General features: G+C 56.8%; 26 protein-coding genes, 2 tRNA genes, 1 pseudogene and 1 riboswitch. Of the genes and pseudogenes, 13 read left to right on the top strand and 16 right to left on the bottom strand.

Annotated elements, in window-relative coordinates; genetic code table 11:
- Positions 1–65: 65 nt before the first annotated feature.
- From F3J29_RS03550 to argE, 4 genes are read left to right on the top strand one after another with little or no spacing between them, the layout of a single operon-like run.
- Positions 66–1,331, top strand: coding sequence for a flavin-containing monooxygenase (locus F3J29_RS03550; RefSeq protein ID WP_166863075.1), 1,266 nt, complete (start codon positions 66–68; stop codon positions 1,329–1,331).
- Positions 1,332–1,357: 26 nt separating this feature from the next.
- A complete protein-coding gene (locus F3J29_RS03545; RefSeq protein ID WP_166863073.1) occupies positions 1,358–1,786 on the top strand; it encodes a RidA family protein in 429 nt (142 codons plus the stop codon).
- Entirely contained in the window at positions 1,783–2,457 is a 675-nt protein-coding gene (locus F3J29_RS03540; RefSeq protein WP_166863071.1) for a DUF1028 domain-containing protein, read from the top strand. Before F3J29_RS03545 ends, F3J29_RS03540 begins: the two co-directional genes overlap by 4 nt.
- Entirely contained in the window at positions 2,450–3,598 is a 1,149-nt protein-coding gene (argE, locus tag F3J29_RS03535) for an acetylornithine deacetylase (RefSeq protein ID WP_166863070.1), read from the top strand. The genes F3J29_RS03540 and argE overlap by 8 nt, the downstream gene beginning before the upstream one ends.
- 22 nt (positions 3,599–3,620) lie before the next feature.
- On the opposite strand, the gene F3J29_RS03530 is transcribed toward argE, so the two are convergent.
- Complete coding sequence (locus F3J29_RS03530) at positions 3,621–4,016, bottom strand: VOC family protein (protein WP_166863068.1); 396 nt, start codon at positions 4,014–4,016, stop codon at positions 3,621–3,623.
- A 90-nt stretch (positions 4,017–4,106) separates the two neighbouring features.
- Here F3J29_RS03530 and F3J29_RS03525 point away from each other — a divergent pair, with 90 nt between their 5' ends.
- Positions 4,107–4,853, top strand: a complete 747-nt coding sequence (locus tag F3J29_RS03525) for a helix-turn-helix transcriptional regulator (RefSeq protein WP_166863066.1) — start codon at positions 4,107–4,109, stop codon at positions 4,851–4,853.
- Positions 4,854–4,990: 137 nt separating this feature from the next.
- On the opposite strand, the gene F3J29_RS03520 is transcribed toward F3J29_RS03525, so the two are convergent.
- Positions 4,991–5,080, bottom strand: a tRNA-Ser gene (locus F3J29_RS03520).
- A 94-nt stretch (positions 5,081–5,174) separates the two neighbouring features.
- On the opposite strand from F3J29_RS03520, the gene mtfA reads away from it, so the two are divergent.
- From mtfA to F3J29_RS03505, 3 genes and pseudogenes are all read left to right on the top strand, one after another.
- Positions 5,175–5,972 carry a DgsA anti-repressor MtfA gene (gene mtfA / locus F3J29_RS03515; protein ID WP_166863064.1) on the top strand — a complete coding sequence of 266 codons (798 nt, stop codon included), beginning with the start codon at positions 5,175–5,177 and terminating at the stop codon, positions 5,970–5,972.
- A 100-nt stretch (positions 5,973–6,072) separates the two neighbouring features.
- Positions 6,073–6,148 (top strand) — tRNA-Asn (locus F3J29_RS03510).
- A gap of 180 nt (positions 6,149–6,328) precedes the next feature.
- Positions 6,329–6,643, top strand: a pseudogene (locus F3J29_RS03505) (Arm DNA-binding domain-containing protein); the annotation flags it as partial.
- Positions 6,644–6,674: 31 nt separating this feature from the next.
- On the opposite strand, the gene F3J29_RS03500 reads toward F3J29_RS03505, so the two are convergent.
- Both F3J29_RS03500 and F3J29_RS03495 read right to left on the bottom strand, forming a co-directional pair.
- Positions 6,675–7,127 carry a lysozyme inhibitor LprI family protein gene (locus F3J29_RS03500; protein ID WP_166863062.1) on the bottom strand — a complete coding sequence of 151 codons (453 nt, stop codon included), beginning with the start codon at positions 7,125–7,127 and terminating at the stop codon, positions 6,675–6,677.
- 200 nt (positions 7,128–7,327) lie between these two features.
- Positions 7,328–7,801, bottom strand: coding sequence for a DUF8812 domain-containing protein (locus F3J29_RS03495; RefSeq protein WP_166863060.1), 474 nt, complete (start codon positions 7,799–7,801; stop codon positions 7,328–7,330).
- Positions 7,802–8,653: 852 nt separating this feature from the next.
- On the opposite strand from F3J29_RS03495, the gene F3J29_RS03490 reads away from it, so the two are divergent.
- Complete coding sequence (locus F3J29_RS03490; protein ID WP_166863058.1) at positions 8,654–8,983, top strand: gamma-glutamylcyclotransferase family protein; 330 nt, start codon at positions 8,654–8,656, stop codon at positions 8,981–8,983.
- Between the two features lie 40 nt (positions 8,984–9,023).
- Here the strand turns inward: F3J29_RS03490 and F3J29_RS03485 are convergent, their stop codons facing one another.
- The 11 genes from F3J29_RS03485 to F3J29_RS03435 all read right to left on the bottom strand — a co-directional run bounded on the left by F3J29_RS03485 (position 9,024) and on the right by F3J29_RS03435 (position 18,172).
- Positions 9,024–9,983: a YbgA family protein gene (locus F3J29_RS03485; RefSeq protein ID WP_166863055.1), complete on the bottom strand. Its 960-nt coding sequence runs from the start codon at positions 9,981–9,983 to the stop codon at positions 9,024–9,026.
- A gap of 17 nt (positions 9,984–10,000) precedes the next feature.
- Positions 10,001–10,528: a DUF3833 domain-containing protein gene (locus tag F3J29_RS03480; RefSeq protein WP_166863053.1), complete on the bottom strand. Its 528-nt coding sequence runs from the start codon at positions 10,526–10,528 to the stop codon at positions 10,001–10,003.
- A complete protein-coding gene (locus F3J29_RS03475) occupies positions 10,525–11,058 on the bottom strand; it encodes a chalcone isomerase family protein (RefSeq protein WP_166863051.1) in 534 nt (177 codons plus the stop codon). Before F3J29_RS03475 ends, F3J29_RS03480 begins: the two co-directional genes overlap by 4 nt.
- Positions 11,055–12,275, bottom strand: a complete 1,221-nt coding sequence (locus tag F3J29_RS03470) for an SAM-dependent methyltransferase (RefSeq protein WP_166863049.1) — start codon at positions 12,273–12,275, stop codon at positions 11,055–11,057. The genes F3J29_RS03475 and F3J29_RS03470 overlap by 4 nt, the downstream gene beginning before the upstream one ends.
- The gene (locus F3J29_RS03465; RefSeq protein WP_166863047.1) at positions 12,272–12,994 is read right to left on the bottom strand and encodes a DUF1365 domain-containing protein; all 723 of its coding nucleotides are present in this window, start codon (positions 12,992–12,994) and stop codon (positions 12,272–12,274) included. The genes F3J29_RS03470 and F3J29_RS03465 overlap by 4 nt, the downstream gene beginning before the upstream one ends.
- Before the next feature lies 1 nt (position 12,995).
- Complete coding sequence (locus tag F3J29_RS03460) at positions 12,996–14,255, bottom strand: NAD(P)/FAD-dependent oxidoreductase (RefSeq protein ID WP_166863045.1); 1,260 nt, start codon at positions 14,253–14,255, stop codon at positions 12,996–12,998.
- Positions 14,252–14,971: an SDR family NAD(P)-dependent oxidoreductase gene (locus F3J29_RS03455; RefSeq protein ID WP_166863043.1), complete on the bottom strand. Its 720-nt coding sequence runs from the start codon at positions 14,969–14,971 to the stop codon at positions 14,252–14,254. The genes F3J29_RS03460 and F3J29_RS03455 overlap by 4 nt, the downstream gene beginning before the upstream one ends.
- A complete protein-coding gene (locus F3J29_RS03450) occupies positions 14,968–15,402 on the bottom strand; it encodes a nuclear transport factor 2 family protein (RefSeq protein ID WP_166863041.1) in 435 nt (144 codons plus the stop codon). Before F3J29_RS03450 ends, F3J29_RS03455 begins: the two co-directional genes overlap by 4 nt.
- Before the next feature lie 227 nt (positions 15,403–15,629).
- The gene (locus tag F3J29_RS03445) at positions 15,630–16,358 is read right to left on the bottom strand and encodes a MerR family transcriptional regulator (protein WP_166863039.1); all 729 of its coding nucleotides are present in this window, start codon (positions 16,356–16,358) and stop codon (positions 15,630–15,632) included.
- Between the two features lie 192 nt (positions 16,359–16,550).
- Positions 16,551–17,126 (bottom strand): DUF1349 domain-containing protein, encoded by a 576-nt coding sequence (locus tag F3J29_RS03440; RefSeq protein ID WP_166863037.1) that lies wholly within the window; start codon positions 17,124–17,126, stop codon positions 16,551–16,553.
- 23 nt (positions 17,127–17,149) lie between these two features.
- Entirely contained in the window at positions 17,150–18,172 is a 1,023-nt protein-coding gene (locus F3J29_RS03435; protein ID WP_166863035.1) for an LLM class flavin-dependent oxidoreductase, read from the bottom strand.
- A 163-nt stretch (positions 18,173–18,335) separates the two neighbouring features.
- Positions 18,336–18,437, top strand: a riboswitch (TPP riboswitch).
- Positions 18,438–18,496: 59 nt separating this feature from the next.
- On the opposite strand from F3J29_RS03435, the gene F3J29_RS03430 reads away from it, so the two are divergent.
- Genes F3J29_RS03430 through F3J29_RS03415 form a run of 4 tightly spaced genes read left to right on the top strand, consistent with a single transcriptional unit; the run spans position 18,497 to position 21,639 of the window.
- A complete protein-coding gene (locus tag F3J29_RS03430; RefSeq protein ID WP_166863033.1) occupies positions 18,497–19,177 on the top strand; it encodes a TenA family protein in 681 nt (226 codons plus the stop codon).
- The gene (locus tag F3J29_RS03425; protein WP_166863031.1) at positions 19,174–19,914 is read left to right on the top strand and encodes an ABC transporter ATP-binding protein; all 741 of its coding nucleotides are present in this window, start codon (positions 19,174–19,176) and stop codon (positions 19,912–19,914) included. The genes F3J29_RS03430 and F3J29_RS03425 overlap by 4 nt, the downstream gene beginning before the upstream one ends.
- Entirely contained in the window at positions 19,911–20,681 is a 771-nt protein-coding gene (locus tag F3J29_RS03420; RefSeq protein ID WP_166863029.1) for an ABC transporter permease, read from the top strand. The genes F3J29_RS03425 and F3J29_RS03420 overlap by 4 nt, the downstream gene beginning before the upstream one ends.
- 25 nt (positions 20,682–20,706) lie before the next feature.
- The gene (locus F3J29_RS03415) at positions 20,707–21,639 is read left to right on the top strand and encodes an ABC transporter substrate-binding protein (RefSeq protein WP_166863027.1); all 933 of its coding nucleotides are present in this window, start codon (positions 20,707–20,709) and stop codon (positions 21,637–21,639) included.
- A 44-nt stretch (positions 21,640–21,683) separates the two neighbouring features.
- Here the strand turns inward: F3J29_RS03415 and zigA are convergent, their stop codons facing one another.
- Positions 21,684–22,904, bottom strand: coding sequence for a zinc metallochaperone GTPase ZigA (gene zigA / locus F3J29_RS03410; protein WP_166863025.1), 1,221 nt, complete (start codon positions 22,902–22,904; stop codon positions 21,684–21,686).
- Positions 22,905–23,078 lie beyond the last annotated feature (174 nt).

The raw sequence follows: 23,078 nt of genomic DNA, 5'->3' as shown, positions 1-23,078 counted from the left end.
TTAATAACCTTGTGCCATCGCGAAGCTGCGCTAAATCTTATTTCCCCGGCACCAAGGAAACAGACATGACCGAAATAAAAACACAGACAGATACCCTTGTGATTGGCGCCGGCCAGGCCGGGGTCGCCATGAGCGAGCACCTGACGCGCCTCGGCATTCCCCATCTGGTGCTGGAGAAAAACCGCATTGCCGAAGCCTGGCGCAGCGGCCGCTGGGATTCGCTGGTCGCCAACGGTCCGGCCTGGCACGACCGCTTCCCTGGGCTCGAATTTAATACCGCCAACCCCGACAGCTTTATCCCCAAAGACGAGGTGGCGAACTACTTCGAAGACTACGCCCGTAAATTTGAAGCGCCGGTAAAAACGGGCGTGGAAGTCAAAAGCGTGACGCGCAATCACGGCAGGCCGGGTTTCACGGTGGAAACCAGCGACGGCATTGTCGAAGCCAGGCATATTGTGGCCGCCACCGGGCCTTTCCAGCGCCCTGTCGTCCCGGCCATAGCTCCGGAAGAAGATGGGCTGCACCAGATTCACTCTGCTGCCTACAAAAATCCTGCCCAGCTTCCGGCTGGCGCCGTGCTTGTGGTGGGCGCAGGCTCTTCCGGGGTGCAAATTGCCGATGAGCTACAGCGCGCGGGCAAACAGGTTTACCTGTCCGTGGGCGCCCACGATCGCCCTCCCCGCGCCTACCGTAACCGGGACTTTTGCTGGTGGCTGGGCGTACTTGGGCTGTGGGATGCGGCGGCCAACCAGCCCGGCAAAGAACACGTCACCATTGCGGTGAGCGGCGCTCGCGGCGGCCACACCGTTGATTTCCGGGCTCTCGCACACCAGGGCATTCACCTCGTCGGCCTGACCCAGCGCTTCGCCGGAGGCAAAGTCTTTTTTGAAGACAACCTGGCGCACAACATTCGCCAGGGCGATGAAAGTTACCTGGCCCTGCTGGACGCCGCCGATGCGTGGATTACCCGCAACGGGCTCGATCTGCCCGAGGAGCCACAGGCCCGTCTCTTCCCGGCCGATCCCCTTTGCGTCACCCGGCCCACGCTTGAATTGAATCTGGCCGAAGCGGGCATCACGTCGATTATCTGGGCGACCGGATACGCCCCGGACTACGGCTGGCTCAACGTGGACGCTTTTGATGCGCAGGGCAAACCGCGCCACCAGCGCGGCGTTTCCAGCGAGCCTGGCGTCTATTTCCTCGGCCTTCCGTGGCTTTCCCGCCGGGGCTCAACGTTTATCTGGGGCGTGTGGCATGACGCGAAATACGTCGCCGACCACATCGAAACCCAGCGCAAGTACAGTCGCTACCTTGACGCTTCTCAGCGCTAACCTTTTTGCCAATAAGGAATTCACCCATGCCAACGCATACCCGTATTCGCATGTTTAACACCAAAGAGACTTACCCTAACCAGTCGCTGAACAACGACCTCTGCCAGGCGGTGCGCGCCGGGAACACCGTGTATGTGCGCGGCCAGGTCGGGACGGATTTTGAAGGGAATTTGATTGGGCTCGGCGACCCGCAGGCGCAGGCTGAACAGGCGATGAAAAACGTGAAGCAACTGCTGGAGGAAGCCGGGAGTGACCTTTCCCACATCGTCAAAACCACGACGTATATCATCGACCCGCGCTACCGTGAGCCGGTGTATCAGGAAGTCGGCAAGTGGCTGAGAGGCGTCTTTCCCATTTCTACCGGGCTGGTGGTTTCCGCCCTCGGGCAGCCGCAGTGGCTGATGGAAATAGACGTTATCGCGGTGATCCCGGACGATATTCAGGGGGAGAAATGACCTTTTCCATCGCCGCACGCTGCCGGGAAACCGGCCAGCTTGGCATCGCCATTAGCTCATCCAGTATCGCGGTTGGCGCACGCTGCCCGTGGCTGGTGCCGGGCGTGGGCGCGGTATCGAGCCAGAACATTACCCTGCCAGCGCTGGGCCAGATGGTGCTGTCGAAGCTGGGCGAAGGCATTGCCCCCGAAGCCGCCCTCAAGCTTGTCGTCGGCGAGCATCTGCATAGCGATTACCGGCAGGTGACAGTCATTGACAGTCATGGCAAAACGGCCTGCCACAGCGGCGTGAATTCGCTGGGCATTTACCACGCCGTAGAGGGAGATAACTGCGTGGCGGCGGGCAATATGCTGGCCGATAAATTGGCGATCAACGCCATGGTTGAACGCTTCGAACAAAGCGCTGGCCCGCTGGCAGACAGGCTGATGGCCGCCCTTAACGCGGCGCTGGAAAAAGGCGGTGAAGCCGGGCCGGTGCATTCGGCGGCGTTAAAGGTGGTGGACACCGTCGCATGGCCGGTTATCGATCTGCGCGTGGACTGGGCTGACGACAACCCGATTGCCGCACTGCATTCGCTCTGGCTGGCCTATAAACCGCAAATGCAGGATTACCTTATTCGCGCGCTCGACCCGAGAGAAGCCCCCAGCTACGGTGTGCCAGGCGATGAATAGCCCACTGATTCCTTTATTGCAGAAGTTGCTGGCGCGAGACACCACCAGCCGCGAGTCCAACCTGGTGCTGATCCAGGATATCCACGATTACCTCACCGAATGGGGCATCAGTGCGGAGCTGTTTCACAGCGCAGACGGGCGAAAAGCTAATCTTTATGCGGTGCTTGGCCCGGCAGGCGGCGGCGGGGTGATGCTGTCCGGCCATACGGACGTGGTGCCGGTGGACGGGCAGCAGTGGAGCGTTCCCCCTTTCGACATGACTTACCGCAATGGCCGCTACTACGGGCGCGGTGCGGCGGACATGAAGGGTTTTATCGCCTGCGTGCTGGCGTCCGTCCCGGCGTTCCTTGCCCAGCCGCTGAGAATGCCCCTGCATCTCGCCTTCTCTTACGACGAGGAGGTCGGCTGCCTCGGCGTGCGCAGCCTGGTGGAGCACCTCCGCGCGTCCACGGAGAAACCCGCACTTTGCATTGTCGGAGAGCCAACCGAAATGCGCCCGGTTTACGGGCATAAAGGGAAAATCGCCGTGCGCTGCGAGGTCCACGGCCATGCCTGCCACTCGGCCTATGCACCAGCGGGCGTGAACGCCATTGAATATGCTGCCCGGCTTATCGGCAAACTGGGTGAAGTTCGCGAGGCGCTAACCCAAAAGACGGATCCCCGTTTTGATCCCCCGTTCAGCACGCTCCAGGTTGGCACCATTCGCGGCGGCAGCGCGCTGAATATTGTCCCGCAGGAATGCCAGTTTGATTTCGAAATCCGCTACCTGCCGGGCGTCGAGGCCACGGCGGCAATCGATGACATTCAGCGCTATGCACGGCAAAAACTGGAGCCCGCCATGCAAAAGGTTTCCCCGGCAAGCGCCATCCGGTTTACTCCTCTCGGCCACTACCCTGGCCTGCTCACGGACGCCCAGTCGGAATTTGCCCGATGGCTGGTACAGTGGTGCGGCAGCGATGACTTCAGCACCGTGGCATTTGGTACCGAAGGCGGACTTTTTGATGAAGCCGGGATAGCCACGCTGATTTGTGGCCCCGGCAGCATGGATCAAGGGCATAAGCCCGATGAGTTTGTTGCCGAAGAGCAACTGCATAAATGCATGGCGATGCTGGAAAACCTGCGCCAGTGGATGCGTGCCTGATCGCTAAAAAGCACGCCTGTATTTAGCGCGTGAACCGCTTTTTGGCCGCCTCCGTGACCGGCGTGTACAGTGAAACCAGCGTACCTTCCGGGTCACGAAACTGCATGGTACGGTTGCCCCACGGCATCTCTTTGGGGTCATGTACCATCTCAACATGGTCGTTTAACCGGGCAAACTCCGCGTCCACATCATCCACCCTAAATTCCAGAATGACCGAGCGATTGCTGGCGGGCTCCGCACTGCCCGCTTTAAAGAGCGGGACGGTCTCAGCGCTCCCTATGGCGATAACCCCCACCGGCGTGATAATTTCGGCGAAAACCGGAGCCAGCCAGTCGGCTTGTGCACCGGTCAGGCGTTCATAAAACGACACCATTTGCTGCATGTTTTGCGCAATCAGGCGAACAGACACAAATTTCATTGATGATCTCCTTTTGGGCGGCGAATGGCGCGGCCCCGGCGGCATCATCCCCCAGGCATGCTGCCAGCGTGGTGGCAACAGGATTAAAAAATGCGGCGAGCAGACAGATTATTTCAGCTGATCCAGATCCTCAGGCGTTCCTCCCGCCCGGTCACCGCCGCGCGCCTGGCCGAAGAGCTGGAGGTGTCAAAACGCACGGTTTACCGGGATATCGCCGACCTGGCCGGTCAGCGGGTACCGGTCGAAGGCGAAGCCGGGAGCGGATATACGCTCAGCGCAGACTACGACATGCCCGCCCTGATGTTCACGCCAGATGAACTGGAAGCGCTGCTGTTAGGTGCTGAGTTTGTCAGCAGACTGCCGGACGCGACACTCGCCAATAACGCCCGGGATGCGCTGGCGAAAATCCTGTCTGCCCTGCCGGAAAGGCTGGCGCAGACTGTCACAAGTTCAGCGGTGGCGATCAGGCCGGATATCGTGCCCGAGCAGCAGCCAGACACTCGCCTCATCAGGGCAGCCATTCGGCAAGGTAAAAAGCTGCGGCTAGGCTACCGGGCAGCCAAAGGCGAAATATCGGCCAGGGTGGTGTGGCCGGTTGTGCTGGGCTATGACCTTGAGCACTGCCTGCTGATCGCCTGGTGCGAAACCCGAAGCGACTTTCGCCACTTCCGCGCCGACCGTATTGAAGAGATAACCGTCCTGGAGGAGAAGATACCGTTAGCGCCATCCATGCTGAAGGAAAACTGGCGGCGCTGGCGGGAAGAGACGTTCAGGGCAGCGTCACCCGCACGTGAAGAGTCATTCCCTCTGCTCTCACGACTTAGCTCACAGAATTAATGACATAGTCTCAAAGCGCTACCCAAGGAGGCGAGTCAGGTGATAACGTGTCGGTCGGTCTCTGGGCAGGTAAAAACATCAGCGATGAATACCGCTTCAGAGAAAAAGGGGAAAGAGTGAAATCTGGCAGAAATAAGTGGCGGAGAGAGGGGGATTTGAACCCCCGGTAGAGTTGCCCCTACTCCGGTTTTCGAGACCGGTCCGTTCAGCCGCTCCGGCATCTCTCCGTTCTGGTGGTTGCCATCATGCCCGGTTATGCGGCATTTTAACAGTCTGGGTTCTTTCGTTTCAGTTCAAACGATGACTTTGCGAGCAAGTAACATGATTAAGTGGCCCTGGAAAGCAACCGATTCAAGCGCCGCCCCCGCGTTACCGTGGGAGCAAGCGTTAGCCATTCCCGTGCTGGCATCACTCAGTGAAACCGAGCAGCAGAAATTGATTGGCCTTGCGGATCGTTTTTTACAGCAAAAACGGCTGGTGCCGCTGCAGGGTTTTGAGCTGGATGACCTGAAGTGCGCCCGTATCGCGCTCCTGTTCTGCCTGCCGGTGCTGGAACTGGGCATTGAATGGCTGGACGGTTTCCACGAAATCTTGCTTTACCCTGCGCCGTTTATCGTGGATGACGAATGGCAGGACGACTTCGGCCTGGTGCACAGCCAGCGCGTGGTGCAGTCCGGGCAAAGCTGGCAGCAGGGCCCTATCGTGCTTAACTGGCTGGACGTGCAGGACTCCTTCGATGCCTCCGGCTTTAACCTGATTATTCACGAAGTTGCCCATAAGCTGGACAGCCGCAACGGCGATCGCGCCAGCGGCGTGCCGTTAATTGCTCTGCGGGATGTGGCGGGCTGGGAACACGACCTTCACGCCGCGATGGACAGCATTCAGGATGAAATCGACATGGTGGGCGAAAATGCCGCCAGCATCGACGCCTATGCCGCCACCGATCCGGCAGAATGTTTCGCCGTGCTTTCCGAATACTTTTTCAGCGCGCCACAGCTTTTCACGCCGCGTTTCGCCTCGCTTTACCAGCGCTTTTGCCAGTTTTATGGGCAGGATCCGCTCCAGCGGCTGGTTGATCGTGAAAACTCCCCCGGCATCGCCGGAAATACGGTGCATTAAATCAGCAACGCGGCGTAAATTTAACCATATGAATTAATGCGTTACTTTTGCTGTTGACAGTTTTTTTGGCTAACGCTAATATTCGCCCCGTTCACACGATTCCTCTGTAGTTCAGTCGGTAGAACGGCGGACTGTTAATCCGTATGTCACTGGTTCGAGTCCAGTCAGAGGAGCCATATTTAAGAAAGCAGACGTTCACTGACGTCTGTTTTCTGCATTTCTATTATGCTGGTTATCCCCTTCTTCAGGTTCACCCTCGTTCACTAAAAACCACCCGAAGCCATACCTATTTGCTGGTAAATATGTTGGTAATGGTAGTTTGATTGCGTTTTTACCAACAAGCGGGGGATGCCGTTATGCCACTTCCTGATACTTAAGTAAAAAACGCCAAACCCCTTGATAAGGAATACAAGCTGACCGATGGCTTTGGTATGTCCCTTCGCGTTAGCCCTAAAGGTTCCAAATACTGGCAAATGGCTTACCGCTTCGACGGGACGCAAAAAATCTTCTCCATAGGTGTCTACCCTGCTGTTTCACATGCTGATGCAAGGCAGCGCCGTGATGAAGCTAAAAGACTCTTTGCTCAGGGCATTGATCCTAATGCAAAGAAACAGGCAGAGGTTAAAGAGCTAAAGGCCAGGCGTGATAAAACACGCTCTTTCAGTGTAGTGACCCTGACCCCGAATATGCTCCCCTGTATGTTTACCTGGCAGGAGGTAAATCCATGATATGAAGTTCTTCTATATGACGCTTGTTCAGGTTTATCTCACACTGATCTTTAAATGATTGATAGTCATGTGCCCTCTCCCCGATTGAACTTGCCACACCGAGACAAAGATTTTTCTTGTAAGTCATCCAGGCGTTCTGAGAATCTAAAAAATATTTATTATATATGGAGCCAACAGTTTCATCTGAACTATCAGGTTTCTCTGTGGGATAATCATAGTTGGATATAATTTTTTTACTTGTTTCAGATATCAAAACATCTAACTGACTATCACTCTCTACCCGTTTTTGATAGAGACAATTATATGCATCAGCAATTTCCTTATGCTCTTTAAAACAGGCGTCTCTTTCATTTCCGGTTGACAACGCCGCATAGGAAGGCAAGGAAAACATCATCATCACTATTAATGAAAATATTTTTTCTTTCATTTCAAATACCTTAACCTTTTCCTGTTGCTTTCATATGACATATAAATAGATGATGTTCGGATAAGTTCAATTAGGGCGGGCTTTCCTTTTATTGCCGCTCTGAATAATGCTTCAGCATTCTCCACCCCTTGGAAAAATATATCAACCAGAACATCTCTTATCCGTTGTTCAAAACTTTGCCATGTTGGAGCATCAGGTATTCACCGTGATACCCGGCTATAGACGCCCTTTGTATATTCGAGCTTTTCTCTGTACGCAATTTCAAAGAGCCTGATTTGCTGCTGATGGGTGATTTCTCCCACTAATGGTCCGTACACCTTCACAAACTCACCTGCTAGCCTCCCCTTAAGCCCGGCAGCTCTGGAACAAAGACTTGCCTTATACTCTTCCAATCCTGCTCCACGCAATGTTGCAAAGACTTCGCCAGTGGAACGATTTCCCATATCATAGCCGTGCCCCAGAGTAACACCGGACGAAACATCAGTCGGCCAGTGAAGTATCCTCGAAAAGTAAGGCGTTCGGTGCTGTCTGAACGGTGCCACAGCGGTAACATAATCAGCGCCCTCCGCATCAAAAGCGATCTGCCCTTCCATTACCCTTAATGGTCCATGCTGGTGTCTTGGTCGCCAGCCCGGAGCAGCATTCTCAAGCGCCACCATAAATGCACTGTCCACTGGATGAACTAATCCAGATGGATGCATGTTCAGCAAACGCTGATACCAACGAATAGCCTCTATGGTTTGCTGACCACACTGCCCATTTATACGTAGATGTCTCCCTGTAGCTTGGTGATAACCAGAGAGGGGTGAAGCAATATAGGCTCGTGATATTTTGACATGGCAATCTCCCTGATCATCATAAATCTAACAACTAATTGTAATTACTATCCCTTTACAAGTCCCAATAGATACATCGAATTAGATTATTGCCCAGGCTAAATTCTTGTGGGTGAGAAATAATTATATAAGGATTAAGCTTGGGCAATCGCTATATACGATTTATGATCCACATCAGCAACTCCCGTTAATTCAAATTTTTTCAACTTTATCACCTTCTAACCTTAACCTTTCTGCCGCCTGAAATTTCGATATTTTTTCCGTTGTAGGCAGCCCGAACTGTTCCGCTCTCTCTGATAAGGCTGCTACGATATATGGTATTAACAGGATACTGGCGACAATATTCCTGCTGGTCAGAGGTGAGCATTCGCGTTTCATCATTCATTCCGGCCAGCAGTTCCACCGTAAACGAGGATTGATCCATTGTTGCCAGCAGTTCCGGGGTCAGTTCATGTTACCGGAAGCAGTATCTCCGGCAACGGGTGATGTTTATGTTCTTGGCCAGGGTTTAAATAAACAGAGTCACTATCACGACACAGCCACTGAACAGTACCAGGATGCCGACGATTTTCATCAGCATGCATCCCTTGAATTAATCCCCCTGCTTTCCCGTTGCCAGCCGACCCAATACGCCGTATGTTGAACTCCCTTCTCTACTCCTGATTTAGCGGCATTACGCGTTGAGGAATAATGGAATCACTGTTTGTCTACGGCACGCTTCGTCCCGGCCACGAAAACGCCCACATCATGGAAAACATTGGCGGAGAGTGGCTGCCGGGCTATGTGCGCGGCACTTTCTACGAACGCGGCTGGGGGGCTGCCGCCGACTTTCCCGGCATCGTGCTGGATAAAAATGGCCCGGAGGTTCACGGCTACCTGTTTCTCTCTCAAAATCTGAGTGAGCACTGGGCAATGCTGGACGAATTCGAGGCTGGTTACGATCGGGTAAAAGTCGAGGTCAGCACGCCTGATGGCCGCACCGTCATCGCGTGGATTTATGAGCTGCAGCCGCTGCGTTAACCGGAGACCGAACGCGGTTCGGCCTCCTTCTTCTGGTCGGTTAATTTACCCCGAGCCGCAGCGCTAAATAGTCCGGATAAGGGTTGAAGTAGTTCTGCGTCAGCAGATAGCGATCCGGGTATTCCGCCAGATAATGTTTCAGCAGCGTCAGGGGAGCCAGGATCGGCAACAAACCGTCGCGATAATGCAGGATCACATCCCGCAGCTCACCGCGCTGGCGAGTATTCAGCTTTGGACGAAAATAGCCCTGAATATGCATCAACACATTGGTGTGATTTTTACGCGAGGCGGGCGTTTTAAGGATTGCCATCAGCTTCTCACGGTAGGCCACAAAGAAGCTCTCCAGATCGTCCCACTGATGCAGCGAGGCGACGAAAGGCCCAATGTCGCGGTAGCCCGCCTGATGGTGTGCCAGCAGCTGAAGTTTGTACCGGCTATGGAAATCGAGTAACGCGCGGCGGCTAAGGCCGTTTTCCCGCAGCGTGTTCAGCTCATGCAGCGCAAAAACGCGCTCCACAAAGTTCTCTCGCAGCATTGGATCGTGCAGGCGACCATCTTCTTCCACCGGCAGCCAGGGGAATGTCTCCAGCAACACTTGGGTGAAGGTCCCCACGCCTTCTTTGCGGCCAGGATTGCCCTTCACGTCGTACAGCCTGACACGTTCCATCCCGCAGCTCGGCGATTTAGCACAAACGATAAACCCAGCCAGCCCATCCAGCCCCGAGACATAGTTAGTCGCGAAATCGGCCATTTTTTCCGTGATGTCGTCATGGGGCGCCTGGCTGAAACGCATTCTGATCTCCCCTTCGCCCAGTTTAACCAGGCGCAGGGCGGGCCGGGGAACAGGCAGACCAATCGCCATTTCCGGGCAGACCGGTTTGAAGGTCACACTTTGTGCCAGCCCCTCCATCACAAAGGCCATACGTTTGTGCCCGCCGTCAAACCGCACGGCCGAACCGGTTAAACAGCCGCTGATCCCAATCACAGGTTTGGTACTCATCGCTTTATCCTCTCTGACTACGCTTTGCGGGTGAAGAAAAGCGTGACGGTGCCTACGGTAACCCCGAATTTTTTCATCTCGGTTTTATTGAAGATATGTTTGTCGTCCTGGAGGTACATCCAGTCGTCAAAGTGCAGCAGCCAGGTGCTGCCGTTGGCTTTAACGTTCATGCTGTAGCGCCAGTTAAAAGCGTTGCCTGCGGCCTGGCCCGTCGCCACGCCGTCGATATCCCCGGCCGTACCTTCGAAGCGTTCCGCGCTGACGCGGCGGATGCGCCACACCCGCTGCTGCTGTTCCCCATCGTCATAGAGGAAGTGTTCATTCAGCGTCAGGGTATCCCCCACAACATCGCCGTCGACCTCCACGTGAAAGCGGCGCAGCTGTTTCCCGCTGCGATCCTGCACCATGCCCCACGCCTCAGTTTTGCCCTGGAAATAATGGAAGATGTCTAGCGAAGGCTGCTGGTGACGATAATCCGTAATCTCGGTGCTACAGCCAGCCAACAGCATCAGCATCCCCAAAGTGAGTAACAGTATGCGTTTCATTTTTCACCTCCGGTCAGCTGCTGGCGCAGCTCAGGGTATTGCGTTCGGGGTCCCAGCCAGATGGCCAGAAAGCGCGTACTGAAATCTGCAGTCTGGCGCGGCCCTCGTGGCGTAAAGTTTTTTTGCGCCGCAGAGGCGCGATACCAGAACTGGCCCTGCCCGTCAGTCAGGACAAAAGCCAGCTGCGCATCTGGGGTGACATCCGGCCAAAGCGTTTGCAGCATCCGTAGCCAGGCTTCACTTCGCGGCTCGCTGGCCAGGATGCCCTGCGCCTGCCACTGCTCGCGGGTGGCATCCACCAGCGCCCGACGGTCGATATCGCGCTTATAGGTAATGATCAGCGCCTGATCTTGCGTCAGCCCCTGATAGCGCCCATCCGGCGTGCGCAGCTGAGAGGTATAGACGGTAAATGGCCCCCAGGTCAGGGTCGCGTCCCCCACTTTGCGCCAGCTAAGCCAGTCAGCAGCGTGAGCCGCTGACGAAAGCGCGCTCAGGCACAGCAGCAGAAAAACGTGCAGATAGCGTTTCATACCCGCTCTGCGGTCAGCTGCACCACGCTGATGGTGCGGGCGTTGAATCCGGCCTCACAGTAGCCGAAGTAATAAAGCCACATCCGGCGGAAGCGGGCGTCAAATCCCAGCGCCTCAATCTCCTGCCAGGCATGAACAAAACGCTGCCGCCAGTGCGCCAGCGTGCGGGCATAATCGGGCCCCATATCAAACAAATTACGCACTACAAAGTCGGTGTGGCGGGTCATCAGGTCGCTCATCACCGTCACGCTGGGTAAGAAACCGCCGGGAAATATGTAGCGCTGGATAAAGTCGACGCTTTTGCTGTAGTCCCGGTAGCGCTGATCCTGAATGGTGATGGCCTGAATCGCCATTTTCCCTCCCGGGCGCAGGCGAGCCTGGCAGATGCGGAAGAAGTCAGGCAGGTAGCGCTGCCCTACGGCCTCGATCATCTCTATCGAAACCAGCTTGTCATATTGCCCGGTCAAATCCCGGTAATCGCAAAGCAGCACCTCGACCCTGTCCTGCAGTCCCGCACGGGCGATGCGTGCCTTCGCCCAGTCGAATTGCTCCTGGGACAGCGTGGTGGTGGTGACCCGGCAGCCATAGTGAGAAGCAGCGAACTCCGCCATCGCCCCCCAGCCGGTGCCAATCTCCAGCAGGTGATCGCTTGCCTTTAACGTCAGCTGTTCACACAGGCGCGCCATTTTTGCGCGCTGGGCTTGAACAAGATCCTGTCCCTCAGAGGAAAACAGCGCGCTGGAATAGAGGAGTTCTTGATCGAGAAATAGCGAATAAAAGGTATTGCCCAAATCATAATGTGCGGCGATGTTTTCCCTCGCCTGCTCCCGGTGATTACGCCGCGTCCAGTGGCGAAAGCGTTCCACGGGTTTACCCAGCAGGCGGAAACCGTTTTCCAGCCGCCCTAAAACACGCCCGTTTAGCGCAAGAATTTGCAGTAACGCGGTTAGCTCTTCGGTCTCCCAGTCACCGTCCATCCAGGCTTCGGCGGCCGCCAGGCTCCCGCCGGTAAGCACTCGCCAGTAAACCCTCGGGGAGATAATCTGTACCCCAGCGCTCAGAGAGGCGTTTGCATCGCCAAAATGGAAGGTCTGCGCCCCTTCGCGCACGGTGACAGACCCGTGTTCTATGCCGCTCAACAAACGAAACAACAGCCAGCGTGCGATACGGACGCTGCGCGGCACATCAGGTTCAAGCGCAAAGGCGGGATTGGTCATGAACGTTCACTCCTGCTGGCCGAATGATTGTAAACAGGCACACGTTTGAGCCACAGCCGCAGCGCCTGCCAGTAAATGGCGACCGCCGTTTTTAACGTCATCGCAGGGAAACGCAGCAGCATGGACGTCAGATTTTTGCGCGTCAGGGCCTGACGGCGCAGCAACAGCGTGGCATCAAACACTTTCGAGGCCTGATGGTTTTCAATATGCATGTGCAGCGTTTTGCCGGGGGGGTTAAAACGCCAGTGGTACACCATGTCCATCGGGTTAAACGGCGAAACGTGGAAGGCTTTTTCAATCGGAGGTGGCGTCTGTCCATCCACGGCATAGTAATGACGCTCGTTCCAGGGGGTATTTCGCACCTCGGCAAGCACCCAGCGCAGGCTGTTGTCGCCGGCATAACAGTAGTAAAAGTTGACCGGGTTAAAGTGGAAACCGTAGTAACGCAGCTGGGTCAGAAGCATAACTCGCCCTGCAGGCTGCTCCCCCGTCAGGTCCTTCAGCCGCGCAAGGACTTTCTCTTTGAGCGGCGTACCCAGCGGGTAATCCGCATCGTGGAAAGCGGCAGCGGCGAAGCGGTTACGGCGAATGCCAATCCCCGGTAGCGCATCAAGCTCGTCTAAATCAAGCCAGGCCATGAACACACGATAGGTAAAGTGGTGCGTTTTAGGCTGAAGGCGGCGGTGGCGCAAGATCCCCTCATAAAGGCAACTGTTCATCTTATTGCCCTCCTCCGGCCGCAATGCCTTGCACCACATCCAGCGCACTGTGCACGCCATCTTCATGAAAACCGTTGTACCAGTAGGCACCGCAGAACCAGCTTCGCTGGTGGCCGTTAATCTCACCGCGACGCGCCTGCGCACGCCAGCTTTGCGGGTTAAAGAGCGGGTGCTCATAAACAAAGCGCTGCCAGACGAAGCGAGGGTCGATAGAGGTTTCCGGGTTAAGCGTCACGCAAAACAGCGGCGCTTCTTTCGGCAACCCCTGCAGAATGTTCATGTTGTAAGTGACGCAGGCGCTGGCCCGCTCCTGCGAACTGAGGCGATAGTTCCAGCTTGCCCAGGCGCGTTCGCGCACCGGCAGCCAGCGGCGATCGCTGTGTAACACCACCTCGTTGCGCTGCCAGCCAATATCGCCCAACACTTCGCGCTCGGCCTGAGTGGGGTGCTCAATCATCGCCAGCGCCTGAGCCGAGTGGCAGGCAAAAATCACCTGATCGAACGCCTGGTTTGCGTGTTCCAGTTGGATGTTAACGCCGTCATGACGACGAATAACGCGCTGCACCGGTGAGTTGAGATGCACGGTCAGCCTTTCACCCAGCTGTGCCAGCATCGCCCGGATGTATTCCCGCGAACCACCGGGTACCACGTACCACTGGGGACGCTGAGTGATATCCAGCAGGCCATGGTGCTCAAAGAAGCGCAGAAACAGCGCCAGAGGAAAACGGCGCATCTCTTCCAGCGACGAGGACCAGATAGCGGCCCCCATGGGCAAAATGTAGTGACGTGCAAAAAAGGCGCTGAACTGCCGCTGAGCAAGGAAGTCCTGCAACGTCGCCTGGGGATCAATCTCTCCCGCCAGCGCGGCTTTTGCCTGCCGGTTAAAACGGACAATCTCTTTTAGCAGTCCCCAAAATGCCGGGTTAATCAGGTTGCGACGCTGGGCGAACAGCGAGCTCAATGTGTGGCCGTTATATTCCAGCCCGTTTTGCGGGTTATGCACCGAAAAACTCATCTGCGTTTTTTGCCCACGGATGCCAAGCTCGCTCAGCAGGCCCATAAACCGCGGATAAGTCCTGTCGTTATAGACAATAAACCCGGTGTCTATGGCATAGGTTCCCTGCGGCGTGGCAACATCCACGGTGGCAGTGTGGCCTCCCACGCAGGAGCCCGCCTCAAAGAGAGTGACCTGATGATGTCCGGCGAGCCGCCAGGCGCAGGTCAGCCCGGCGATACCGCCGCCGATAATAGCGATGTTCATGCGCGAACCATCCTGCGCAAAAAGAGGCGCTGTAGGCCTATGGGTAACCCTGCCAGCAGGCGCATCACCAGGCCGAATCCGGTCGGGAAAGCAATGTCATCGCGGCCTTTAGCCAGGCCACGGCGAATCGCCCTCACCGCAGCATCAACGCTTACCCGTCCAGGCATGGAAAAATCGTTTTTTTGGGTTAACGGTGTGTCCACAAAGCCCGGTGAAACCACCGTGACGGCAATCCCTTTCGGCTCCCAGTCCAGGCGCAGGCTATTGGCAAACCAGGTCAGCGCGGCTTTCGAAGCACCATAGGCTTCTGCCCGTGGAAAAGGCAACCAGTGGGCCATCGAGCTGACCAGCACGACGCGGTTGCCGGAAACAAGCCGAGGCTGAAGCGCGGCCAGGCAGTTGACCGGCCCAAGAAAATTGGTCGCCATCACCCGCTCGACCAGTGCGGCATCCACCTGGCCGTGATCCAGATACTCACAGGTTCCCGCGCAAAGGATAACCAGATCCGCCCGGCAGTCGGCCAGCGCCTCGCGGCTGGCATCCCGGTCGGTCATATCGAACTGGCGTACCGCGATGTTTGGACTGTGCTGCTGCAAGGTTGCCAGCCGCGCCGCATCTCTGCCACAGGCAATGACGCGATGGCCCTCATCGGCCCAGGATTTTGCCAGCCCGGCGCCGATGCCGGAGCTTGCGCCCGTAATAAGGACAGTCATCATGGGCGCACCCTTCTTTTCACGCTGCGAACCGCCCAGCCCAGCAGGGGCAGATGTTCGTACAGCATTTCTCCGGCATCGTAGTAGTCTCGCTGGCGAATAATCAGGTCATTCTTGAGATCCACCACCGAACAGCCAGGCAAGGACAGCCCTTCTCCACCGGCGACCTTCGGGTGAGACCAGTGCATTGTCCAACTGACGGCAAAACGCGCCTCGTCACATAGCGGGGGATCGATAGCAAAACGGCAGGACGTCACGCTGGCCAACAGGTGGGCGAAGTAGCGCTGGATCTCAGGCAACCCGCGATGCTCGCCAAACGGATCGATGAGTATGGCATCGGAGGCGTAAAGCCCGGCCAGCGCCGAGGGCGACTGCTTGTCCAGCCCGGCGTAATAATCAACAAAGCGATGAATGGCGGTTGGCGTTGTGCTCATGAGTTTCACCCTCGCGGTGAAGCACCTGACGTTATCGTATACTTAAAACTTGCACAAATACTTATATTTGTCCAAGTTTTGATTGTGATATTTTTAAAAAACCAATAATTTCAATTCGTTAAAAACAGGTGAAAGATGCGAGAGATTTTCATTTTCTGATAGCACAGTGCGGCCCACCGCGTATTCAGCGGGCCGCCGGAGGAGGACATTGTGGAGGGGAAACGAGCCTAGAGGGGAATGACCTCGAGCGTAGCACCCTGCTGCTGCCAGAGTTCAAGCTGCTTTTTACGTGTCGCCGTCAGCTTACCGGAGGTGACCAGCAGCCATTTTCGATCGGGAAAGATTTCCGGGGCCAGGACGGCAGGCGGAACGGGAAGCACGTCGATGCGGTGTCCCTGGCCGGTTCGCCTGAGCGCCTCCAGCCAGATTTCGCAGGGGTCACTCAGATGCCAGCCGGTAATCAGGCAGTTGTCACCGGGCGCTCTTTTATCCCCTTCAAGGCAAAACGAGGTGTAGGCGATAATGATGCCGTCGAGAATTTCGCGCAGGGTCATGATGGCCGGTACGTTAGCCGAAACTTTACTGCGCAGCGGGCGCAACACTTCCGTCACCAGTTCCGCGCGCGGATATTCCCGGCCTGCATCGTAGAGAAGCTGACGAAGAGATTCGATTTTCCCCTCATTCAGCCGCTGCAGCATACTCTCCTGCAGGCCAAGCCAGTTGTTCGCCCGGCGCGTTTCAGGCCGGGCCAGCAGCGGCTTAACCTGGCTGACCGGCACCCCTTTTTTCACCCAGTCGAGAATGTTAAGCGCCTGCTGGATATCTTCGTCGCTGTACTGCCGATGACCGCCATCGGTTCGCATCGGCTTGAGCAGGCCGTAACGACGCTGCCAGGCACGGAGCGTGGTGGCGTTTATCCCGCAGAGCCGGGCAAATTCGCCGATGGAGTAAGACATGAAGAGCACCTGATAACCATGAATACTCACAATATACTACGAATTATACCGGGCTGAATGAAGCGCGAAGCGTTTGCACTTTATTTTCAATGCCCAAAGGAAAAACATTTACCCGTTACCGGCTTTGTCCCCGCCAGGAGAAAATCCTGTCTGAAAAATGCCTGGCGGGGCGCCGCCCGACTCAACGACTGATTAACTTAAATCGTGCAGCCCTTTATCCAGCGCGGCGCTCAGCATCATTTCGTCGAAGTTCACCGCCAGCCCGCCACGCTGCGGGGTGCAGCACATCACGCCCACCCTGCATGCGTCGAATCCGGGGAAATGCGCCAGTCTCAGCAGCGGCCAGCTTTTGCCGTCAACGGAATACTGCAGCCGCAGGCTGTCACCTTTTCGGGTCAGGCGCATCCAGAACAGATTTGCCTGACCGGGAAATACGCCGGTTGCCCAGTCGGAATGGCCCTGCGTCAGCACGCTGCCAATGGCGGGCGCGTCGTCGTTAAACTCGATGCCCGCTTTTAGCCAGTGGGATTCATCCCCCAGCAGCATGATGCCGGCCTGGTCGTAGAGTGCGCTAAATTCAGCGTTGACCTTCACCTGGAAGGTAAAATCCCCCCGCACGTTGCAGCCATAAAAATGGCCGGAGAAACGCTCGAAGCCGTACCATGTTTTGCGCCAGAAGTCGGTTTGTGCATCGGTGACAACCGTCAGCCCGCCGTCGCCTTCTTGCCAGACTTTTGGCTCATTAATCCAGTAATAATCCGCGTTCATAGCATGACCTTTCCCTGTTTTATTTAGCGCCAGCCCAGCTCTGGTGCAACGTGCTTCAGAATAGATTCGATAACGTGCGCGTTATAATCCACGCCCAGCTGGTTTGGCACGGTTAACAGCAGCGTGTCGGCTTCGGCAATCGCTTCATCCTGCGCCAGTTGCTTAATGAGCAGTTCCGGTTCAGCGGCATAGCTGCGGCCAAAAATGGCCCGGGTTTGTGGCTCGATGTAGCCGACCTGATCGCCTTCTTTACCGCTGCCGCCGAAGTAGTTGCGGTCGCGCTGGTCCATTAACGCAAAGATGCTGCGGCTGACGGAAACGCGTGGCTCACGCGTATGGCCCGCCTCTTTCCACGCGGCCCGATAAGCACGGATTTGCTTCGCCTGCTGGATATGGAACGGCTCGCCGGATTCATCGGTTTTCAGCGTGGAGCTTTGCAGGTTCATCCCTAACTTCGCGGCCCACTCCGAGGTCGCGTTGGAGCTAGCCCCCCACCAGATCCGCTCGCGCAGCCCGGCAGAAAACGGCTCCAGACGCAGCAGACCAGGCGGATTAGGAAACATCGGCTGCGGGTTCGGCTCGGCAAAGCCTTCTCCTTTCAATGCTTCGAGAAACACTTCGGTATGACGGCGCGCCATATCAGACTCGGTTTCTCCTTCGCCGGGTACGTAGCCAAAATAGCGCCAGCCGTCGATCACCTGTTCCGGCGAGCCACGGCTGATCCCAAGCTGCAGGCGCCCCCCGGCAATCAAGTCCGCCGCCCCCGCGTCCTCCACCATGTAAAGCGGATTTTCATAGCGCATATCGATCACGCCGGTGCCGATTTCAATGCGTTTGGTTTTTGCCCCAATAGCCGCCAGCAGCGGGAAAGGCGAGCTTAGCTGACGAGCAAAATGGTGCACGCGGAAGTAAGCGCCGTCCGCGCCAAGCTCTTCTGCAGCAACGGCAAGATCGATGGACTGCAGCAGCGTATCCGCCGCAGAGCGCGTGCCGGACTGGGCGGCAGGCGACCAGTGGCCAAACGAGAGAAAGCCAATCTTTTTCATCGGATATCGTCCTTAGACTCAGAGGTAACCGGCCTACAGTGACAAAATTCCCGCCCCGAGTGCCAGCAAAATATTGCGATACCGCACTAAACGATTCGTCAGTTTCAGCAGAGTCAGCGCCCGCGTCCGACGATTGTAATCAAAAAGTAAATGTCGTATAACAGGCACCTCCGAGGGGTGTCCTGTATGGGCTGAGATGGCGTAAGCCGAACCCTTTGAACCTGATCTGGGTCATGCCAGCGAAGGGACGGTCGGCAATAATGGCTCTGTTATTGTCTGTTCATACCTCTGCGCGCCCGGATCTCCACTTACCCAGGAGGTCCCATGTACACCCCACTTTTCGAAAACGGTCTTTACGGACGACTGCGCGAGCAGGCTGGTCAGCACTGGCAGGATTACGTCGATCACCCTTTTCTGCAGCAGCTTGCCGTCGGCACGCTGCCTGAAGCCGCATTCCAGCGCTATCTGACCCAGGATTATCTTTTTCTGATTCATTTTGCCCGCGCCTACGCTCTGCTGGTGAGCAAGTTTCGCACGCTGCCGGAAATGCGTGCCGCGACCGCTTCGCTGAACGCCATTGTCTCCGAGCTGCCGCTCCATGTGGCTTACTGTAAAAGCTGGGGGCTGGACGAAGCGCAGATGGTGGCCGAGGCGGAAGCGCCGGAAACCATGAATTACACCCGCTACGTGCTGGATATTGGCCACTCAGGCGACGCGCTCGATCTGCTGACTGCCCTGCTGCCCTGCGTGGCCGGATATGCAGAAATCGGCCTTGGCCTGCTGCATAGCCCCAACACGGTGATGGCAGGCAACCCCTACGCGAACTGGATCCGTAACTATGGCGATGAAGGCTACCTCACCGGCGTACAGGCCGCGGTGCAGCTGCTCGAAACTGTAGGCTACCAGCGTGGCGCGGAAAGCCGTTTCTCAGAGCTATCGCAGATTTTTACCACCGCGACGCAGCTTGAATCCGCGTTCTGGCAGATGGGGCTGAATGCCTCATGACCGACAGCGCGACCTCGCCTGGCATTCAGGTTCGCAATCTCAGCCTGAGTTTTGGCAAACAGACCATTTTTGAGCGGCTGAATTTTGATATTCCCGGCGGCAGCTTCGTTGCCCTGCTGGGCGCGAGCGGAGCCGGTAAAACCAGCCTGCTAAAGATTATCGCCGGGCTGTCGCAGGCCACCGCCGGAAGCGTGACCTGCAGCGACGGCCTGCCGGTTGCCGGGCGCATCGCCTGGATGGGGCAGAAGGATTTGCTCTACCCGTGGCTCAGCATCGAGCAGAACGTGGCCCTGGGTTCTCGCCTGCGCGGTGAAGCCGCCGACAAGCAATGGACGGCGCACTTGCTTGAGCAGGTCGGGCTGGGGGGGTACGCCAAAGCCTTACCGGCTTCGCTATCGGGCGGGATGAGGCAGCGCGCCGCCATCGCCAGAACGCTTTACGAAAAGCGCCCGATCGTGCTGATGGATGAACCCTTTTCAGCGCTGGATGCCATTACCCGCACGGCGATTCAGGATCTGGCCGCCAGGCTGCTGGCAAACAATACCGTGCTGCTGATCACCCACGATCCGATGGAAGCCTGTCGGCTCAGCCACCGCCTGCTGGTACTCTCCCGCTGGCCCGCGGGCATCGACGATACGCATGTGATTGCCGGGCAGCCTCCGCGCGCGCCGGACGATGTAGATCTACTCCAAAGCCAGGCCGGGCTGCTGCAACAACTGATGAGGGCGGCCGAATGAAGCCAGCTTCAGACACCCATACCACACGCCTGCGCCGCGGGCTGACCGTTTTTGCCGGGCTGCTGCTGCTTTGGTATCTGCTGACCCTCGGCAATATTCCCGCCTTTCTTTTGCCCTCTCCCGCTGCGGTGGCACTGGCGTTATGGGATGGCCGCGATTATCTCGCCTGGCACACGCTGGTCACCGCCTCAGAGATTATCAGCGGGCTAATTCTGGGCGTACTCCTCGGTGCAGGTCTGGCGCTGGGCATGATGTTTTCCCCCCGCCTCCAGCGCTGGCTGATGCCGCTGGTACTCACCAGTCAGGCAATCCCGGTGTTTGCCCTCGCACCGCTGCTGGTGCTGTGGTTCGGCTTTGGCATGAGCGCCAAAGTGGCGATGGCGGTGCTGGTGATTTTCTTCCCGGTGGTGTCGTCGTTCTTTGACGGGCTGCGGCGGGTGAACAGCGACTATCTGGATCTGGCCCGCACGATGGGGGCTTCACGCTGGGCGCAGCTGAGGCACGTCCGGCTGATGGCGGCGCTGCCTGCTTTTGGCTCGGGGCTGCGCATGGCCGCCGCCGTCGCCCCCATCGGGGCAATTATTGGCGAATGGGTGGGCTCTGCCGAAGGGCTGGGCTACGTCATGCTGAACGCCAACGCCCGCATGCAAACCGACGTCTGCTTTGCCGCGCTGTTTATTTTAGTCCTGATGACCGTTCTGCTTTGGCTGGCGGTCGATGCTCTGCTGCGGCGGCTGATTGTCTGGTCGCCTGAAAACAACGAATAGCCGCCTTAATTAAGGAATTAAGAAAATGAAAAAAACGCTGTGTGGCCTGCTGCTCACCGCTGCCTTTGCCGCTCAGGCCTCCGCCGCCGAAAAGCTGACCCTGGTGCTGGACTGGTACATTAACCCCGATCACGCGCCAATTATGGTGGCAGAACAAATTGGCGCTTTTAAGGCCGAAGGGCTGGACGTGAAGATTATCCCGCCGTCTGACCCGGCGCTTCCGCCGCGCTTGGTTGCCGCCGGACAGGCCGATCTGGCCATTACCTACCAGCCGCAGCTGCACTTCTTTGCCGACCAGGGTTTGCCGCTGGTGCGCGTCGGGACGCTGATTAACACCCCGCTGAACACCGTGATGACGCTGGATCAGACCATCAAATCGCCGGCGGATCTCAAAGGCAAAAAAATCGGCTATTCCGTCAGCGGTATCGAGCAGGCGACGCTTGCCACCATGCTTGAGCATGAGCACGTCAAACCGGAAGAGATGAAGCTCATCAACGTCAACTTCCAGCTGACCAGCGCCCTGCTGGCGGGTCAGGTGGATGCGGTGATCGGCGGCTACCGCAATATCGAAGCCCTCGAACTGAAGCTTCAGGGTAAACCTCCGGTGGTGTTTAACGTCGAGGACTACGGCGTCCCGGCCTACGATGAGCTGATTTTTGTGGCGAATCGTAAAACGGCGAATGAACCGAAGATCAAAAAATTCTTCGCCGCGTTGAAAAAAGGCAATGAGTACCTGCAGGCGCATCCGCTGGAAACCTGGCAGGCTTTTGCCAAAGCCCATGCGGAGCTGAACACCGAACTGAATAAACAGGCCTGGCAGGCAAGCCTGCCGCTGTTTGCTGCCGACCCGGCTAAACTCGACCGCACCCGCTACCAGGCCTACGAACAGTTCCTGTTTGATAACAAGCTGATCAAGAAAATCACCCCGGTGGATGACTACGCCGTAGCGCTGCACTAAGACTGGTTGCCCGGTTGCCTGCCAACGGGCAGCCGGGCCTTCAGTCAGTCGAACCAGGCATCAATCGGATCGTAATACCGCGCCCAGGCTTTAGGGCCTTCTGCCATTTCGGCATCGGTGAGTAAGGCATACTCCAGTTTCTCGCGCAGACTCGCCTCGTCCATATCAATGCCGATGAAAACAATCTCCTGGCGCGCATCGCCGATGCCATCTTCCCAGTGCTTTAAAATGTGCCGGAGGCTGTCGGCATCCTGCGGCCACTGCTCACGGGGAATACTGGCCCACCACATCCCTGCCAGCCCCTGGCGCATCACGCCACCGGCGTGGGACCAGGATCCGGCATGCTGAGGACGGCTTGCCAGCCAGAAAAAGCCTTTGGAGCGAATCACGCCTTTCAGACCGCCGTCGGTCACCATCTGGAAACGCGCCGGGTGGAAGGGACGCCTGGCACGAAAAACAAAATTACGAATGCCGTATTCTTCGGTTTCCGGCGTATGCTCCCCGCGCAGCTCTTTTAGCCAGCCCGGCGCCTGGGCGGCGGCATCAAAGTCAAACAGTCCGGTATCCAGAACCTGATCGAGGCTCACCTGGCTAAACGCCGAAGTAATAATTTTTGCGCGCGGGTTAAGGGAATGCAGCACGGAGATCAGGCGGCGTTTCTCCGCGTCGCCGATCAGATCCGTTTTGTTGAGAACAAGTACGTCGCAAAATTCTATCTGATCAATCAGCAGGTCAACCACGGTGCGCTCGTCCCCTTCGCCCATGGACTCGCCGCGAGACTGAATACTGTCGTAGGATTCATAATCCCGAAGGAAATTAAAGCCGTCCACAACAGTTACCATGGTGTCGAGCCGGGCGATATCGGACAGGCTTTCCCCCTTGTCGTCCACAAAGGTGAACGTTTCCGCCACGGGCAGCGGTTCGGAAATACCGGTAGATTCGATGACCAGGTTATCAAAACGCCCTTCCCGGGCAAGCTGGCTGATTTCCACCAGCAGATCTTCACGCAAGGTGCAGCAAATGCAGCCGTTGCTCATCTCAACCAGCTTTTCATCGGTGCGCGTCAGGCTGGAACCGCCCTCACGCACCAGCGCGGCGTCAATATTCACCTCGGACATGTCGTTGACGATCACCGCCACCCGCCGCCCTTCCCGGTTATTTAAGATGTGATTCAGCAAAGTGGTTTTTCCGGCACCCAAAAAACCGGACAGCACGGTAACGGGCAGTTTCTTTGACCGATGGTGGGTCTGTGTTAACGATGACATTGCAACTCCTTACTGACTGCGTAGCTATTATTGATATGTTATAACATAACAATATCGGACTACATAGTCATGCCGGAGATAAAAACCGTGCCTAGAAATGAAAAAAGCCAGCTAACGCTGGCTTCAGGTTGCTGACAAAGAGGGAAAAAGCGTGGTTTTTCCCTCTTTGTGGTT

The sequence above is a fragment of the Enterobacter sp. Cy-643 genome (assembly GCF_011752815.1).
Lineage (GTDB): Bacteria > Pseudomonadota > Gammaproteobacteria > Enterobacterales > Enterobacteriaceae > Cedecea.
This window is presented reverse-complemented; position numbering and strand designations above follow the sequence as displayed.

Excerpts from the sequence above, each read along its gene's own strand:
- F3J29_RS03550 (WP_166863075.1), top strand. The coding sequence starts at position 66 with ATGACCGAAATAAAAACACAGACAGATACCCTTGTGATTGGCGCCGGC.
- F3J29_RS03545 (WP_166863073.1), top strand. The coding sequence starts at position 1,358 with ATGCCAACGCATACCCGTATTCGCATGTTTAACACCAAAGAGACTTAC.
- F3J29_RS03540 (WP_166863071.1), top strand. The coding sequence starts at position 1,783 with ATGACCTTTTCCATCGCCGCACGCTGCCGGGAAACCGGCCAGCTTGGC.
- argE (WP_166863070.1), top strand. The coding sequence starts at position 2,450 with ATGAATAGCCCACTGATTCCTTTATTGCAGAAGTTGCTGGCGCGAGAC.
- F3J29_RS03530 (WP_166863068.1), bottom strand. The coding sequence starts at position 4,016 with ATGAAATTTGTGTCTGTTCGCCTGATTGCGCAAAACATGCAGCAAATG.
- F3J29_RS03525 (WP_166863066.1), top strand. The coding sequence starts at position 4,107 with ATGCGGCGAGCAGACAGATTATTTCAGCTGATCCAGATCCTCAGGCGT.
- mtfA (WP_166863064.1), top strand. The coding sequence starts at position 5,175 with ATGATTAAGTGGCCCTGGAAAGCAACCGATTCAAGCGCCGCCCCCGCG.
- F3J29_RS03500 (WP_166863062.1), bottom strand. The coding sequence starts at position 7,127 with ATGAAAGAAAAAATATTTTCATTAATAGTGATGATGATGTTTTCCTTG.
- F3J29_RS03490 (WP_166863058.1), top strand. The coding sequence starts at position 8,654 with ATGGAATCACTGTTTGTCTACGGCACGCTTCGTCCCGGCCACGAAAAC.
- F3J29_RS03485 (WP_166863055.1), bottom strand. The coding sequence starts at position 9,983 with ATGAGTACCAAACCTGTGATTGGGATCAGCGGCTGTTTAACCGGTTCG.
- F3J29_RS03480 (WP_166863053.1), bottom strand. The coding sequence starts at position 10,528 with ATGAAACGCATACTGTTACTCACTTTGGGGATGCTGATGCTGTTGGCT.
- F3J29_RS03475 (WP_166863051.1), bottom strand. The coding sequence starts at position 11,058 with ATGAAACGCTATCTGCACGTTTTTCTGCTGCTGTGCCTGAGCGCGCTT.
- F3J29_RS03470 (WP_166863049.1), bottom strand. The coding sequence starts at position 12,275 with ATGACCAATCCCGCCTTTGCGCTTGAACCTGATGTGCCGCGCAGCGTC.
- F3J29_RS03465 (WP_166863047.1), bottom strand. The coding sequence starts at position 12,994 with ATGAACAGTTGCCTTTATGAGGGGATCTTGCGCCACCGCCGCCTTCAG.
- F3J29_RS03460 (WP_166863045.1), bottom strand. The coding sequence starts at position 14,255 with ATGAACATCGCTATTATCGGCGGCGGTATCGCCGGGCTGACCTGCGCC.
- F3J29_RS03455 (WP_166863043.1), bottom strand. The coding sequence starts at position 14,971 with ATGATGACTGTCCTTATTACGGGCGCAAGCTCCGGCATCGGCGCCGGG.
- F3J29_RS03450 (WP_166863041.1), bottom strand. The coding sequence starts at position 15,402 with ATGAGCACAACGCCAACCGCCATTCATCGCTTTGTTGATTATTACGCC.
- F3J29_RS03445 (WP_166863039.1), bottom strand. The coding sequence starts at position 16,358 with ATGTCTTACTCCATCGGCGAATTTGCCCGGCTCTGCGGGATAAACGCC.
- F3J29_RS03440 (WP_166863037.1), bottom strand. The coding sequence starts at position 17,126 with ATGAACGCGGATTATTACTGGATTAATGAGCCAAAAGTCTGGCAAGAA.
- F3J29_RS03435 (WP_166863035.1), bottom strand. The coding sequence starts at position 18,172 with ATGAAAAAGATTGGCTTTCTCTCGTTTGGCCACTGGTCGCCTGCCGCC.
- F3J29_RS03430 (WP_166863033.1), top strand. The coding sequence starts at position 18,497 with ATGTACACCCCACTTTTCGAAAACGGTCTTTACGGACGACTGCGCGAG.
- F3J29_RS03425 (WP_166863031.1), top strand. The coding sequence starts at position 19,174 with ATGACCGACAGCGCGACCTCGCCTGGCATTCAGGTTCGCAATCTCAGC.
- F3J29_RS03420 (WP_166863029.1), top strand. The coding sequence starts at position 19,911 with ATGAAGCCAGCTTCAGACACCCATACCACACGCCTGCGCCGCGGGCTG.
- F3J29_RS03415 (WP_166863027.1), top strand. The coding sequence starts at position 20,707 with ATGAAAAAAACGCTGTGTGGCCTGCTGCTCACCGCTGCCTTTGCCGCT.
- zigA (WP_166863025.1), bottom strand. The coding sequence starts at position 22,904 with ATGTCATCGTTAACACAGACCCACCATCGGTCAAAGAAACTGCCCGTT.